A 14,005-nucleotide genomic window follows, 5' to 3' on the forward strand; every position below is an offset into this window, starting at 1 on the left:
GTAGATGGAAAATAGCATTCATTCATTGATTGCTAAATGTGAACAATATTTCACAAATCTTTCACAATATTCGTTTATAATGGGTTTGTTGACGAAAGGAGGGGGCGAGATGAGGAGGGTATGCCTATTTCTTCTTATTTTAGGAATGTTTTTGGTGTATGGATGTGAGAAAGAGACATTTCCAGCAGTTCCAAAGCGGGCACAAATATTGGCCAGCGTTAACGTAAAAGAGGAAAGTGTCGCATTTTTCGACGCGAAAACGGGGGCGGCTTTGGCGAAATGGAAGGTGAACAAACCGATTCAAGGCGCCGCGCTGCTTTACGATCAGCGAACATTATTGCTATACGGCAATGAGCTGGATCGTGTTTACCTATATGATATCCATACTGGAAAAGAAGCACAGGAGTGGCAGACGGGGAAAGGAATTGTTCGTGCGCTTGCATCGAATAAAGGAGATGCTGTTTTTTTGGCAGATGAGCGGCAAAACGCCATCCGCATCTTTAAAGAAAATGGGCAGGAAGCCGGGAAAATTGCGGTAGGCGACAAGCCGTTGACATTATTGCAAAACGATGCAGGGACGCTTCTGTACGTCATTGACTTTCGCAGCACCAAAGCATATATCGTCCAAGTGGACAAACGGCGGGTCATTCGGACGTTTTCTGTCCCGGAATTTGCCGTTAGTGGATTGCTACGTGAGAAAGAAGGAGAATTATGGGTGGGAGGCCATGGAAACGGCAGCACCGTGGAAACGAATATTCATATTTATTCGGCCAGTACAGGAGCGTTCGTCAAAACGGTGAAAGCACCCGTGATGCCAATAGATTTTGCAGAAACAAAAGAAGGAATTTATGCTTTAAGCCACGGCTCAAGCACGCTATGGAAATGGGATAATTCAGGAAAATTACAATCATCTGTTATCGCAGGGGCGAATCCATTTGCCATGATTGGGGAAAACGGGCGGCTATATATTGCTAGTTATGATAGTGATGAAATATATGTCGTGGACGAGCGGACGATGAAAGTCATCGATCGTTGGAAAACAGGAAAAGGTCCGTTTCAATTATTGATAGCGAAAGGAGGATGACGGTGGAAAAGAGAACGGTGTTAATTGTGGATGATGAGGAAGATATGCGGTTTTTAGTCAGAATGTATTTAGAAAACGCTGGTTTTTCTTGTTTGGAAGCCGAAGATGGCGACAGGGCGCTGAAAGTTTTAGATGACGCGAAAGTAGATGCCGTTTTAATTGACATTATGATGCCGAAGATGGATGGTTTTACCTTGTGTGAGCGAATTCGCCAGCAATCGGACGTTCCTATTTTGTTTTTAACAGCAAGGGGAGAAGAATGGGATAAAATAAAAGGATTGAAGCTTGGCGGCGACGACTATATTGTGAAGCCGTTTAGTCCAGGCGAATTAACCGCCCGCATTGAAGCGGTGATGCGCCGCGCTTATCACGCCGGCAATCTCGGCCTTTCGTTTGGCCCGCTTATGATTGATGAAAGAGGAAGAAAAGTAACGGTAGACGGGGAGCCGGTCATTCTCACTTTAAAGGAATTCGATTTGCTTTTATTTTTGGCAAAACATCGCGGGCAAGTGTTTAGCCGCGAAGAGCTGCTCGCAAAAGTATGGGGATATGATTATACAGGAAATGCGCGAACGGTCGATACCCATATTAAAACGCTGCGCATGAAGCTAAAGCAGGCGAGCGAGTTCATTCATACAGTGTGGGGAATTGGATATAAATTTGAGGTGTCGTGAATGCGGCGAAACACGTTGACATTAGAGCAAAAAATATGGTTGATGATTAGCTTCGGCGTTATTTTGACCGTATTGTTTTCCTCTTTTTTGTTAGATTATTTCTACCAAAAATTGTATGTAGATAAAGTAGAACAGACGCTGCTCCAAGAGGGAAAATTGCTGGCAGCCGATTATCACGGCGGTGCGGTTAGCGAGACGTTCCACAAGCAAATTGAATGGTATGATGAAAAATCAACCGCCGAAGTGATGTTAGTGAATAATCCACGCGAATTAAGCGCTTGCCTGCCGTTTGACATTGACTATCAATCGTTGATTAACGGCAAAGATCGCGAAAAGCTGCTGCGCGGCGAAACAGTGACGAAAATCGGCTACGAAAAGCGATTCCACCGCAAAATTATGGGAGTGATTATCCCGCTATTAGATGGTCACCGCCTGCAAGGCGCTATTTACCTTTACATTCCGCTCGCAAGCATTCAAGAGTTAACGAAAGATGTCGCGATGATTTGGCTTCCGCTCGCAGCGCTGTTTGTCTTTGTTCTTCTCTTTGCTGGAAAGCAGCTTGTTCGCCATATAACAGGTCCGCTGAAGGAGATGGAGGAAGTTGCTTACCATATGTCACAAGGAAACTATGAAGCGCAAATTCCAGTACGGACGAACGATGAAGTCGGCAAACTGGCAAAAGCATTTAATGTCATGGCGAAAGCAGTTGCCGAAGAAGATATGCGCAAGCGCGAGTTTTTAGCGAACGTTTCCCACGAATTGCGGACACCGATAAGCTATGTGAAAGGGTATAGTGAAGCGATATTGCAAGGATTGGTGAAGACAAAAGAAGAGCAAAGAAAGCATGTGCAGCTGATTCATCGGGAAGCGGGCCGAATGGAGCGACTTGTCCGTGATTTGCTTGATTTAGCCCAATTAGAAGGAAATAGTGTGCCGCTGCAAAAAGTTCCGCTTGTATTTGCGCAAGTGATTGAAGATACGGTTGCAAAATACGAACCGTTTTTACGAAAAAAACAAATTGCGCTTGCCGTGGAGTTAGACCACGATATTATTTTGGAAGGGGACGCCGACCGGCTTGAACAAGTTGTGCAAAACCTTTTAGATAATGCTGTTCGTTATACCCCAACTGCCGGAAAGATCAATATACAATTAAGAAAAGTAAATGCCATGAGCTGTCAGCTTATCATTCGTGATTCAGGAAAAGGAGTTCCAAAAGAAAAGCTGGCGTTTCTTGGGCAGCGATTTTTCCGTGCGGATCAGGCACGTACGAGAAAAGAAGGTGGTACAGGATTAGGTTTGGCGATTGTCAAACAGATTATTTCCCTGCACGATGGCACGATTTCCTTTTTTAGCGAAGAAGGAAAAGGAATGGAAGTGGTCATTCAGCTTCCGATATACCCTGATCAGTAATCATTGAAAGAAAATAAAAAAAGACTTATAATCAGATAAGGATAATTTTAATAAAGGTTGGGGACTTGCGATGAAACTATACAACTCTGTTTTAGACTTAATCGGCAATACACCAATAGTCAAATTAAACCGGATTCCTGATCCGCATGGCGCGGACGTATATATGAAGTTAGAATCGTTTAATCCGGGGGGAAGTGTAAAAGACCGGGCGGCGTTTGAAATGATTCGGCGCGCGGAACAAGAAGGAAAGATTGTTCCAGGGAAAAGCACGATTATTGAACCGACTTCAGGAAACACCGGCATCGGCTTGGCGATGGTTTGTGCGGCCAAAGGTTATCGCTGCATTATTACGATGCCAGATAACGCAACAGTCGAACGCGTAAAAATTTTGAAAGCGTACGGCGCGGAAGTGCATTTAACGCCGGCGGAAAAACGGATGCAAGGGGCGATTGACGAGGCGAACCGGCTCGCCGCGCAAATTCCAGACAGCTTCATCCCGATGCAGTTTGAAAATCCGGCAAATCCGGATGCGCATCGCCATAGCACGGCCTGCGAGATTCTAGAAGCGTTCGACGGCAAACTCGATGCGTTCGTGTTAACTGCTGGTACTGGTGGAACGGTGACTGGCACCGGAGAGGAATTGAAAAAGCATATCCCGAATTTGCGCATTTATGTTGTAGAGCCATATGGCTCCCCTGTATTGTCGGGTGGAAAGCCAGGGCCACATAAAATCCCGGGTACAGGTCCGGGGTTTATCCCGAAAATTTTAAACCGCCATATTTACGACGATATTTTTCTGATTAAGGATGAAGACGCGCAAATGATGGCGCGCCGTCTTGCTGCAGAAGAAGGCATTCTTGTGGGGGCTTCTTCCGCTGCCAGCGCCTATTATGCGATCGAAGTTGCCAAACAGCTTCCAAAAGACGCTCGTGTTCTTTGCATGGCACCGGACTCGGGAGAACGGTATTTATCGTCCGATTTATTTGCAGAGTAAGAGTAATGGAAAGGCTCGCACAGGCGGGCCTTTTATTTTTTTATTGATCGTTTGACATTGTTCCATTAAAATGAAACATGTTCATTATCACCGCAAATTTTTGACATCTTTTATGCGAAAATGCCATTCGGCTAATGACCGGATACGGTTCATTGTGATAAACTAAGGAAAAAAGGGGGAATGCATGTTGAATTACTCGACAACATATTCATCTAGCCCCATTGCTAAATTGGCGGCTACATTTTTGGCGGCGCTGGCGGTAGCGACAGGCGGGATTTATATCGGACAGTGGATTCCGATCGCGCTGCATTTGCCGCTCGCCGTGCTGGAGATTGTTTTGCTGCTTGTGATGATCTTTGCCCGCAGCAAAAAAGCGGTCAGTTATCCGCTTATGTACAGCTTTATGCTCGTATCCGGCGCTACGCTATATCCGCTCATCGGCCATTACGTTGCGGTTATTGGTGCCGAAGCTGTGTTCAAGGCGTTTGCGCTGGCGGTCGTTTCGTTTTCCGGCGTGGCCATTTATGCGGCGAAAACGAAAGAAGATTTTTCGTTTCTTGGTGGCTTTTTGACATTAGGAGCGTTTGCGCTGCTCGGTCTCTTGATTATTCAATGGTTTATTCCGTTTTCCAGCATCGGTCAAATGGGGGTCGCTGCCTTAGGGATTCTTATTTTCCTTGGCTTTACGATTTACGATATCAACCGTTTGGCCCGTCATGGTTTTGCGGAAGCGGACATTCCGATGATTGTTGTCAACATTTATCTTGACTTTATTAATTTGTTTATTTATATTTTGCGCTTTTTTGCCAGCGATGAAGATTGATGAATGTCCATACAAAAGACTGTTTCCTCTATTGTTTAGGGAACAGTCTTTTTTTCATTGCAAACAAATATTCATGAAGCCGTTTCGATGATGAAAGAAATTGGATTGAGGAACGTTAAGCTTCCATATGATCCGGCTTGGATATGTCCGCGGTCATTCAGCCGTTAGAAAAGCAATGCCATGTGACGGTAAAAAGGGAGAATTATAAATAAATTCTAAATTAAAAATTCATTGAAAAATTCGAAAATAAATGGTTTAATAATAATAAAAATAGTAATAACACGCACAAAAACTTTTATTCGTTGTTTCATGATTTTGTGCGTTTATTTTTATCCATTAAAAGAAACGGTGTTTCCTATTACGAAACAACAGGAGGTGTAAGGCGTGCTGTCTTTGGAGTGGAAAGACGAGTTAACAGCGTTGCTATCCGAAAAGCAAATACAAATAGAAGAGCACGGATCGCATCCGCTTGGCAACAGCGGCCATGTGACGGTGTATCCACAATCGGAAGAAGAAATTTCGACCATTTTGCGTTATGCGAACACCCATGGAAAAAGAGTGTGCATCGTTGGCGGGGGGACGAAGCGGGGATTTGGCGGGCAGCTGGAATGTGCTGATATTTTGCTATCTTTGGCGAACTATAGCGGCATCGTCGAGCATGCGGCTGCGGATATGACGGTGACGGTGAAATCCGGGACGGTGTTTCAACAATTGCAAGATTATTTAGCGGAGTATCGCCAAAAGGTTGCACTTGATCCTGTGTGGCCGCAATATGCAACAATCGGCGGAGTGATTTCCGCTAATGACAGCGGTCCCAAGCGCCTCGGATACGGTTCAGCGCGCGATAGCGTCATTGGTTTGCGCATCGTATACCCGGATGGGACGGTCATTCGTTCCGGAGGGAAGGTCGTGAAAAATGTCGCGGGCTATGATATGAACAAATTATTTATCGGGGCGATGGGGACGCTTGGAGTAATATCGGAAATAACGCTGAAACTTCGCCCGCTTCCGAAATACGAAAGCCTTGTATTGCTATCATTTCCGTCTGGGAACTTAGAAGAAGTCCGTTCATTTGCTATCCAATTTCTTGATTCGATGATGGAACCGGTCTGTTTCGAATTATTGAGCCCGTCGTTGTCGGAACGGCTCATCGGCCAGCATGCTTATACGTTAGCGATAGGGTTTGAGGATGTTGAAAGCGCTGTGCATTACCAAGAGGAATTTGTGAAGCGCTTCCAGCCGCCTAATACGACAATCCGCATTTTATCACAAGAAGAAGCAAAATCGTTTTGGCAAACGTTTTATACGATCGGCCCGAACGGAGCAGCGCCTGATCCATTAGGACGGTCAATCGAAGCGGCGGTAAAAATCGGCGTCGTGAATTTCGACGTTCTTCATATCATTCGTGAAAGCGATTTATTGCAAGAGAGCTGTCATGTTCATATCGAGGCGCACGGCGGGTTAGGACATGGTTTATGCCAAGTATATATCAAGGGAGAAAGCGAGCCAGTCATTGCCGCGATTGAACGGTTGCGGGCAACTGCAGCGCAACTGGGCGGATACGCCGTTGTGAAACATTTGCCGTTTTCACTGCGGAAGCGCATCGATGTGTGGGGAGAAAAACCATCGTATTTTTTCCTGCTCGATGGAATTAAACGAAAAATCGACCCAAACCGGATATTAAACAACCAACGGTTTATCGGAGGGATATAAAATGAGCTTGCGAGAAAGCGAAATAAAAAACGGACCTGCGTGTACAACGATTAGTCTTGGCAACTATCGCTTTAGCGATCCGCCCGATCCTAGCAAATGGGCTGACTGTGTTCATTGCGGCATGTGTTTGGAATCGTGCCCGACATACGAACAAACCGGGCAAGAACAACATTCGCCGCGCGGGCGCGTGCATTTGATGAAATCGGTGGGAGAAGGAAAGCTGGAGATTACAGAAGATTTGATCGATCCGATTTTTATGTGCTTGGATTGTCGAGCGTGCACGACGGCGTGCCCTGCCGATGTGGATGTCGGGGGATTAATTGAAGAAGTACGAGGACAAATCCGGCAGGCGATTCCGCTAACAGGATGGAAAGCTTTTGTAAACGATTTCTTCTTAAAAGGAGTTTTTCCGCATCCATCCCGTCTCCACCTGCTTGGCAGCTTGCTAAAATTATATCAAAAAAGCGGGCTGCGGGCGGTCGCGCGCAAGACGAAACTGCTTCACATCATGCCAGAGCATCTCGTGAAGATGGAAGCAATTTTGCCGGAAGTGGGAGTGCCAGTGCGAAAAAAATACAAACATATAAATGTCATTAAAGCAAGAGGGGAAACGAAACATACGGTCGCGCTTTTGACAGGATGCGTCATGGACGTCGTGTTCAGCGATATTAACGAGGCGACGATTCGCGTGTTGACACGCAACGGAAACGATGTCGTCATTCCACAAAACCAAACATGCTGCGGCGCGCTGCATGTGCACGCGGGAGACCGCGAAACAGGCCGGAAGCTTGCCAAACAAAATATCAAAGCGTTTCAACATGTCGACCGTGTCATCGTAAACGCCGCGGGCTGCGGCTGCATGCTAAAAGAATATCCGGAATTGTTCCGCGGTGATCCGGAGTGGCGCGAGAAAGCGGAGCAGTTTTCGCAAAAAGTGGAAGATATTTCAAAATATTTGCACGATACAGGCTATGAAAAACCGAAAGCGGAATTAAACATGCGCATTACGTACCATGACGCTTGCCATTTGGCACACGGCCAAGGAATCCGCCAAGAACCGCGCGCGATTTTATCGAGCATTCCGGGGGTGGAGATGGTTTCGATGCCAAACGCCGACCGCTGCTGCGGAAGCGCGGGGATTTATAACCTTACCCATCCGGAAATGGCAAACGAGATATTGGAAAGCAAAATGCAAAATGTTCCGGAAGATGTGGAGCTTATTTCCATGGGGAACCCTGGCTGCATGCTGCAAATGGCGATGGGGGTTTTGAAATACGGCCGAAATCAAAAAGTCGTCCATACCGTACAGCTGCTAGACTGGGCGTATCAAAAAGAAGACGGAAAGGAGGTACGCATATGAGAAGAAAAAGGATACAAACAAACGACCCGCATATTCAGGCGCTAGCTCGCATTGTCGGAGGGGAGAACTCGATTTTGTATAAAAAAGAAGATTTGGTCGCTTATGACTGCGACGGATTTACCGTTCACCGCCATTTGCCGAAAGCGGTGGTGTTCCCGAAAAATACGGAAGAAGTTGCCGCGATTATGAAGTATTGTCATGAACATGATTTGCCGTTTCTTGCCCGCGGGGCGGGAACGGGATTAAGCGGTGGCGCGATTCCGTTAAACGGCGAAGTGATCATCAGCTTAGTCCGGATGAAACGGCTCATTAGCGTCGATTTAGAAAACCGCCGCGCGGTCGTCGAGCCAGGGTTTGTCAACTTAAAGCTGACGAACTCCATTTCCGACAGAGGATACTATTACGCTCCCGACCCATCGAGTCAATATTGCTGCACGATTGGCGGAAATGTCGCGGAAAACGCCGGTGGCGCGCATTGTCTGAAATATGGCGTCACGACGAACCATATTTTAGGGCTTGAAGTCGTGCTTCCAAACGGGGAAATTATCGAAATCGGCAAAAACGGCATTCCAGACCCACCGGGATATGATTTAATCGGATTGTTGACTGGTTCAGAAGGAACGTTGGGGATTGTTACAAAAATTACGGTGCGAATTTTAAAAAATCCAGAAGCGAAACAGACGGTGCTTGCTTATTTTGACCGTGTGGAAGATGCGAGCCAGGCCGTTTCCGATATCATCTCCGCGGGGATGGTTCCGGCGGCATTAGAGATGATGGACCAAACGGCAATTGAAGGAGTCGAAGCGGCCGCTTTTCCGGTCGGGCATCCGAAGGACATTGAGGCGCTTCTTTTAATCGAAGTGGACGGCATTTCCGCGGGGATTTCCGAGCAAACCGAAGAGATTCTGCGCATTTGCCGCAACCGGAATGTCCGGGAAGTGAAAGTGGCGCAAACAGAAGAAGAACGGGCGCGCTGGTGGGCAAACCGAAAAACGGGGTTTGGCGCGATGGGCGCGATTTCTCCTGATTATTTAGTGCAAGACGGAGTCATTCCGCGCAGCAAATTGCCGGAAGTGCTAAAAAACATTCAACAAATTAGCAAAAAGTATGGGTTGCGCATCGCAAACATTTTCCACGCCGGCGATGGAAATCTTCATCCGCTCGTTTTGTTTGATGCGAGCAAACCGGGTGAAACAGAAAAGGCGCTTGCCGCGGGAAGTGAATGTTTGCAAGCGTGCGCAGCCGTCGGTGGGTCGATTACAGGGGAACACGGGGTCGGCATTGAGAAAAAAGAAGAAATGCGCTTTATTTTCAGCGACGAAGAAATCGCTGCGCAAACTGACATTCGCGATGTGTTTAATCCAAAAAACTTATTGAACGCGGGAAAACTGTTCCCGACACCGGGGCGCTGCGTTGAGGTAAAACATGGGCAAAAACAAAGGCAATCATTATAAGAAAATTGTTGAAATATATTTCACTCCATGCTATGATTTTTTTAAACAATTACAAAACATCGTTTCGTAATAGGAAACAAAAACATATGGAGGAGAGGAGAAAATGGGAGAATACGTAAAAGTAGGAAATCTCCAAGTCGCAAAACTGTTTTATGAGTTTATAAACGATGAAGTGCTTCCGGGAAGTGAAGTGAACAGCGAAAAGTTTTGGAAAGACTTTGAAACGCTGATTGCCGATTTAACGCCGAGAAACAAAGCGCTTCTTGCGCGCCGCGATGAAATTCAAGAAAAATTAAATCAATGGCATAAAGAGCACCGCGGCAATTTTGACATGGAAGAATATAAAGCGTTTTTAACGGATATCGGCTATTTAGAGCCAGAGGTGGAGGATTTCGAGATCACTACCGAAGGAGTAGACGATGAAATTGCCATTCAAGCTGGTCCGCAATTAGTCGTGCCGGTCACGAATGCCCGTTATGCGCTGAATGCAGCGAATGCCCGCTGGGGCAGCCTTTATGATGCCTTATATGGTACGGACGCAATCAGCGAAGAGGGCGGAGCGGAACGCGGCGATTCTTATAATCCAGTCCGTGGGGCAAAAGTGATCGCTTATGCGCGCGAGTTTCTCGATCAAGCCGTGCCGTTGAAAGAATATTCGCACAAGGACGCCGTTCAATATGCGGTAGTCGACGGAAAACTGGTAGTATCCGTTGAAAGCGGCAATACGACAACGCTAAAAGAGGAAGAAAAATTCGTCGGTTTCCAAGGAAGCCCGGAAAATCCGACGGCGGTTTTGCTAAAAAATAACGGTCTTCACATTGAAATTCAAATTGACCGCAACCACCCTGTCGGAAAAACGGATAAAGCAGGTGTAAAAGATGTTTATTTAGAAGCGGCCGTTACGACGATTATGGACTGCGAAGATTCGGTGGCGGCGGTAGATGCGGAAGATAAGGTGCTCGTATACCGCAATTTGCTCGGCCTTGTCAAAGGAGATTTGACGGCAACGTTCACAAAAGGCGGAAAAACGATTACGCGCAAGCTTAAACCAGATCGTGTTTATCAAACACCGGATGGCAAAGAACTTACATTGCCAGGCCGTTCGCTTATGTTCGTCCGCAACGTTGGCCATTTGATGACGAACAATGCGATTTTGGATGCGAACGGCGAAGAAGTATATGAAGGAATCATGGATGCGGTTGTGACAAGCTTAATTATGAAACATTCGCTTCTTGGCAACACTCGTTACGCAAATTCACGCAAAGGCTCGATTTATATCGTAAAACCGAAAATGCATGGTTCTGAAGAAGTCGCTTTCGCAAACGAGCTGTTCGACCGCGTCGAAGATATGCTTGGGTTGAAACGCAACACGATTAAAATCGGCGTCATGGACGAAGAACGCCGCACAACGTTGAACTTGAAAAACTGCATTTATCAGGTGAAAGACCGCATCGTCTTCATTAATACAGGCTTTTTAGACCGGACTGGCGATGAAATCCATACGTCGATGGAAGCTGGACCGATGATTCGCAAAAATGATATGAAAACATCAGCGTGGCTGCAGGGCTATGAAAAATCGAACGTCAGCATTGGCTTGGCCGCTGGATTCCAAGGCCGCGCCCAAATCGGCAAAGGAATGTGGGCGATGCCGGATATGATGGCGGAAATGCTAAAGCAAAAAGGCGGGCAACTAAAAGCGGGCGCGAATACGGCTTGGGTACCTTCGCCGACAGCTGCGACGCTTCACGCGCTTCATTACCATCAGATTAACGTCGCTGAAGTGCAAGAGGAATTGCGAAAAGAACGGAAAGATTACCGCGATGAAATTTTACAAATACCAGTTGCTGTGAACCCGCAATGGACGCCGGAAGAAATTCAAGAAGAGCTTGATAACAATTGCCAAGGCATACTCGGCTACGTCGTTCGCTGGATCGACCAAGGAATCGGATGCTCGAAGGTGCCTGATATTAATAATATCGGTCTAATGGAAGACCGCGCGACATTGCGGATCTCCAGCCAGCATATTGCGAACTGGCTCCATCACGGCATTTGCACGAAAGAACAAGTATTGGAAACGTTAAAACGGATGGCAAAAGTTGTCGACGAACAAAACGCCGGTGATCCGAACTATCGCCCAATGGCTCCTGACTATGACAATTCGGTTGCATTCCAAGCGGCGTGCGACTTAATATTTAAAGGTTATGAACAGCCAAATGGATACACTGAACCGATCTTGCACCGCCGCCGTTTAGAGGCGAAAGCAAAATACGCAACCGTTCAGCGATAAAAAACAGGGTGAACAAGGGCATTGTAGATGGATGTCCTTGTTCATCAATGACACTAATATTTTTCTGAATATTCAAAAATAAAGGAGGTGCGAATCCTAGTTACTATACAAGCATTGCCGAATGAAAAGCAGCAACAAGGCGGCAGAATCGATGAGAAAGTTAGTAGCTAGGTGGAAAAGATGCGGAACCTTCGGGAAAAATCGCTGTTTGTTCATCAGCATGCAAAAGGAAAATTGCGTGTAGACGTAAAAGTTCCGGTGCAAAATGCGGAAGATTTAAGCATCATCTATTCTCCGGGAGTGGCGGAACCATGCAAAGCGATTTATGCAAATCCAGAATCGATTTATGATTATACGATGAAAGGAAATTTTGTGGCGGTTGTTTCCGATGGATCTGCAGTGCTGGGATTGGGGAATATTGGAGCAAGTGCATCCATGCCTGTCATGGAAGGAAAAGCCGCCTTATTTAAAGCGTTTGCCGGCATTGATGCAGTGCCGCTTTGCATTAATACAAATGATCCGGAACAAATTGTTCAAACAGTGAAATTGTTGGAGCCGACGTTTGGCGGAATTAATTTGGAAGACATCGCTGCGCCAAACTGCTTTTGGATTGAGGAACGACTAAAGCAAGAATTATCGATACCGGTATTTCATGATGATCAGCACGGTACAGCGATTGTCACCGCTGCAGGGTTGATCAATGCATTAAAGGTAGTGAAAAAGCGATTGAACGATTGCAAAGTAGTTGTCAATGGAGCCGGCGCTGCCGGAATCGCCATTACGAAGCTGCTTCTTTACATGGGGGTAGGCGATCTCATTTTATGCGATTCGAAAGGGGCTATTTATGAAGGCCGCCCGTACGGAATGAATGACATAAAAGAATCGTTGGCAAAATTAACGAACCGAAACTGCGTGCAAGGGGCTTTAAAAGACGTGATTAAAGGAGCTGATATATTTATTGGGGTTTCGGTTGCCGGAGCGCTAACGCCGGAAATGGTTCGTTCCATGAACGACAATGCCATCGTTTTTGCGCTTGCTAACCCTGTTCCGGAAATTATGCCGGACGACGCGAAAGCTGCTGGGGCTGCAGTTGTGGCAACGGGAAGATCCGACCTTCCAAACCAAGTGAACAATGTGCTCGCTTTTCCGGGCATTTTTAAAGGAGCGTTGCGAGTGAGGGCGTCTGACATTAATGAAGAAATGAAATTCGCTGCTGTCAACGCGATTGCTGATTTGATCAGCCCGGAGGAATTAACGAACGATTATGTCGTCCCGAATCCTTTTGATAGGCGTGTTGTGGAAGCGGTGGCAGACGCGGTTGCGCGCGCGGCGATACGAACGGGAGTCGCCAGAACAACTGTTGCGGAGGAGAAGGAAAACATCGTTTGAAAGGGGTAGTGCGATGAAGTTTGCTAGATTTGCTGCAGGCGGAAAAACGCATATGGGCGTTGTAGCAGATGATCTAATTCGCGAAATTACCGGCGACTTATTCACCAATTGGGAATATACGGGAAATACTTTTCATATCAAAGAAATCGCTTTGCTTGCTCCGCTCATTCCGAACGAAATCATCGGCATCGGCGCCAACTATGTGGCAAAGAGGGAACAATTGCCAAATAAGCTGCCGGAAATTCCGGTCTTTTTCTTTAAACCGTCTTCGTCGGTCATTGGCCCGGAAGAAGAAATCGTCATACCGGCAGGGGTGGACAAAGTAAAGTTTGAATCGGAATTAGCCGTTATTATCGGAAAAGAAGCGAAAAACGTCCCAGAATCGGATGTATGGCAATACGTCTTCGGCTATACGGTGGCGAACGATGTGACGGCACCGCAATTTTTCCATCCAGACGGACATTGGACGATTGGAAAATCGTTCGATACGTTTACTCCGTTAGGTCCTGTCATCGAAACGGAGCTTGACCCGTCTTCCGTTTACGTGAAAGCTAGACTAAACGGGATCGAAAAGCAAAACAGCCCGACGGAATTGATGATTATCCCAATCGGCAAGATGATTTCTTATTTGACGAATGTGATGACATTAAAACCGGGAGACGTGATTTTGACAGGAAGCCCGGTAGGAGCCGAACTAGTGGGAGCCGGCGATGTGATCGAATGCGAAATCGCCGAAATCGGAACGCTGCGAAATACGTTCGTGGCGGCCAAAGAGCGGGCGAAAACATGTTAAAGGCGCCGCGAACAGATGCATGCG

At 46.7% G+C, this 14,005-nt stretch carries 11 protein-coding genes; all 11 read left to right on the forward strand.

What is annotated here, in order from left to right; translation table 11 throughout:
* The first annotated feature begins 109 nt into the window (after positions 1-109).
* A complete protein-coding gene (locus MWM02_RS08145; protein WP_064551961.1) occupies positions 110-1,084 on the forward strand; it encodes a YncE family protein in 975 nt (324 codons plus the stop codon).
* A 2-nt stretch (positions 1,085-1,086) separates the two neighbouring features.
* Positions 1,087-1,758: a response regulator transcription factor gene (locus MWM02_RS08150; protein WP_198401575.1), complete on the forward strand. Its 672-nt coding sequence runs from the start codon at positions 1,087-1,089 to the stop codon at positions 1,756-1,758.
* Entirely contained in the window at positions 1,759-3,168 is a 1,410-nt protein-coding gene (locus MWM02_RS08155) for a sensor histidine kinase (protein WP_064551725.1), read from the forward strand.
* 70 nt (positions 3,169-3,238) lie between these two features.
* Positions 3,239-4,162: a cysteine synthase A gene (gene cysK, locus MWM02_RS08160; RefSeq protein WP_064551726.1), complete on the forward strand. Its 924-nt coding sequence runs from the start codon at positions 3,239-3,241 to the stop codon at positions 4,160-4,162.
* 187 nt (positions 4,163-4,349) lie between these two features.
* On the forward strand, positions 4,350-4,985 hold the full coding sequence (locus tag MWM02_RS08165) for a Bax inhibitor-1/YccA family protein (protein ID WP_198401576.1): 636 nt from the start codon (positions 4,350-4,352) through the stop codon (positions 4,983-4,985).
* 384 nt (positions 4,986-5,369) lie between these two features.
* Positions 5,370-6,698: an FAD-binding oxidoreductase gene (locus MWM02_RS08170; RefSeq protein ID WP_064551728.1), complete on the forward strand. Its 1,329-nt coding sequence runs from the start codon at positions 5,370-5,372 to the stop codon at positions 6,696-6,698.
* 1 nt (position 6,699) lies between these two features.
* Positions 6,700-8,058, forward strand: coding sequence for a (Fe-S)-binding protein (locus MWM02_RS08175; RefSeq protein ID WP_244403427.1), 1,359 nt, complete (start codon positions 6,700-6,702; stop codon positions 8,056-8,058).
* Complete coding sequence (locus tag MWM02_RS08180; protein ID WP_244403428.1) at positions 8,055-9,512, forward strand: FAD-linked oxidase C-terminal domain-containing protein; 1,458 nt, start codon at positions 8,055-8,057, stop codon at positions 9,510-9,512. The genes MWM02_RS08175 and MWM02_RS08180 overlap by 4 nt, the downstream gene beginning before the upstream one ends.
* Positions 9,513-9,615: 103 nt before the next feature.
* On the forward strand, positions 9,616-11,799 hold the full coding sequence (locus tag MWM02_RS08185; RefSeq protein ID WP_064551731.1) for a malate synthase G: 2,184 nt from the start codon (positions 9,616-9,618) through the stop codon (positions 11,797-11,799).
* Between the two features lie 180 nt (positions 11,800-11,979).
* Complete coding sequence (locus tag MWM02_RS08190; RefSeq protein ID WP_244403429.1) at positions 11,980-13,188, forward strand: NAD(P)-dependent malic enzyme; 1,209 nt, start codon at positions 11,980-11,982, stop codon at positions 13,186-13,188.
* A gap of 13 nt (positions 13,189-13,201) precedes the next feature.
* Positions 13,202-13,981, forward strand: coding sequence for a fumarylacetoacetate hydrolase family protein (locus tag MWM02_RS08195; protein WP_244403430.1), 780 nt, complete (start codon positions 13,202-13,204; stop codon positions 13,979-13,981).
* Positions 13,982-14,005: the final 24 nt, after the last annotated feature.

Origin of the sequence: Parageobacillus sp. KH3-4 (assembly GCF_022846435.1) — a bacterium.
Taxonomy (GTDB): Bacteria; Bacillota; Bacilli; order Bacillales; family Anoxybacillaceae; genus Parageobacillus; species Parageobacillus thermoglucosidasius_A.

Bases quoted from the DNA above. Each gene is read 5' to 3' on its own strand.
- MWM02_RS08190 (WP_244403429.1), top strand. From the start codon at position 11,980: ATGCGGAACCTTCGGGAAAAATCGCTGTTTGTTCATCAGCATGCAAAA.
- cysK (WP_064551726.1), top strand. From the start codon at position 3,239: ATGAAACTATACAACTCTGTTTTAGACTTAATCGGCAATACACCAATA.
- MWM02_RS08195 (WP_244403430.1), top strand. From the start codon at position 13,202: ATGAAGTTTGCTAGATTTGCTGCAGGCGGAAAAACGCATATGGGCGTT.
- MWM02_RS08185 (WP_064551731.1), top strand. From the start codon at position 9,616: ATGGGAGAATACGTAAAAGTAGGAAATCTCCAAGTCGCAAAACTGTTT.
- MWM02_RS08175 (WP_244403427.1), top strand. From the start codon at position 6,700: ATGAGCTTGCGAGAAAGCGAAATAAAAAACGGACCTGCGTGTACAACG.
- MWM02_RS08155 (WP_064551725.1), top strand. From the start codon at position 1,759: ATGCGGCGAAACACGTTGACATTAGAGCAAAAAATATGGTTGATGATT.
- MWM02_RS08180 (WP_244403428.1), top strand. From the start codon at position 8,055: ATGAGAAGAAAAAGGATACAAACAAACGACCCGCATATTCAGGCGCTA.
- MWM02_RS08145 (WP_064551961.1), top strand. From the start codon at position 110: ATGAGGAGGGTATGCCTATTTCTTCTTATTTTAGGAATGTTTTTGGTG.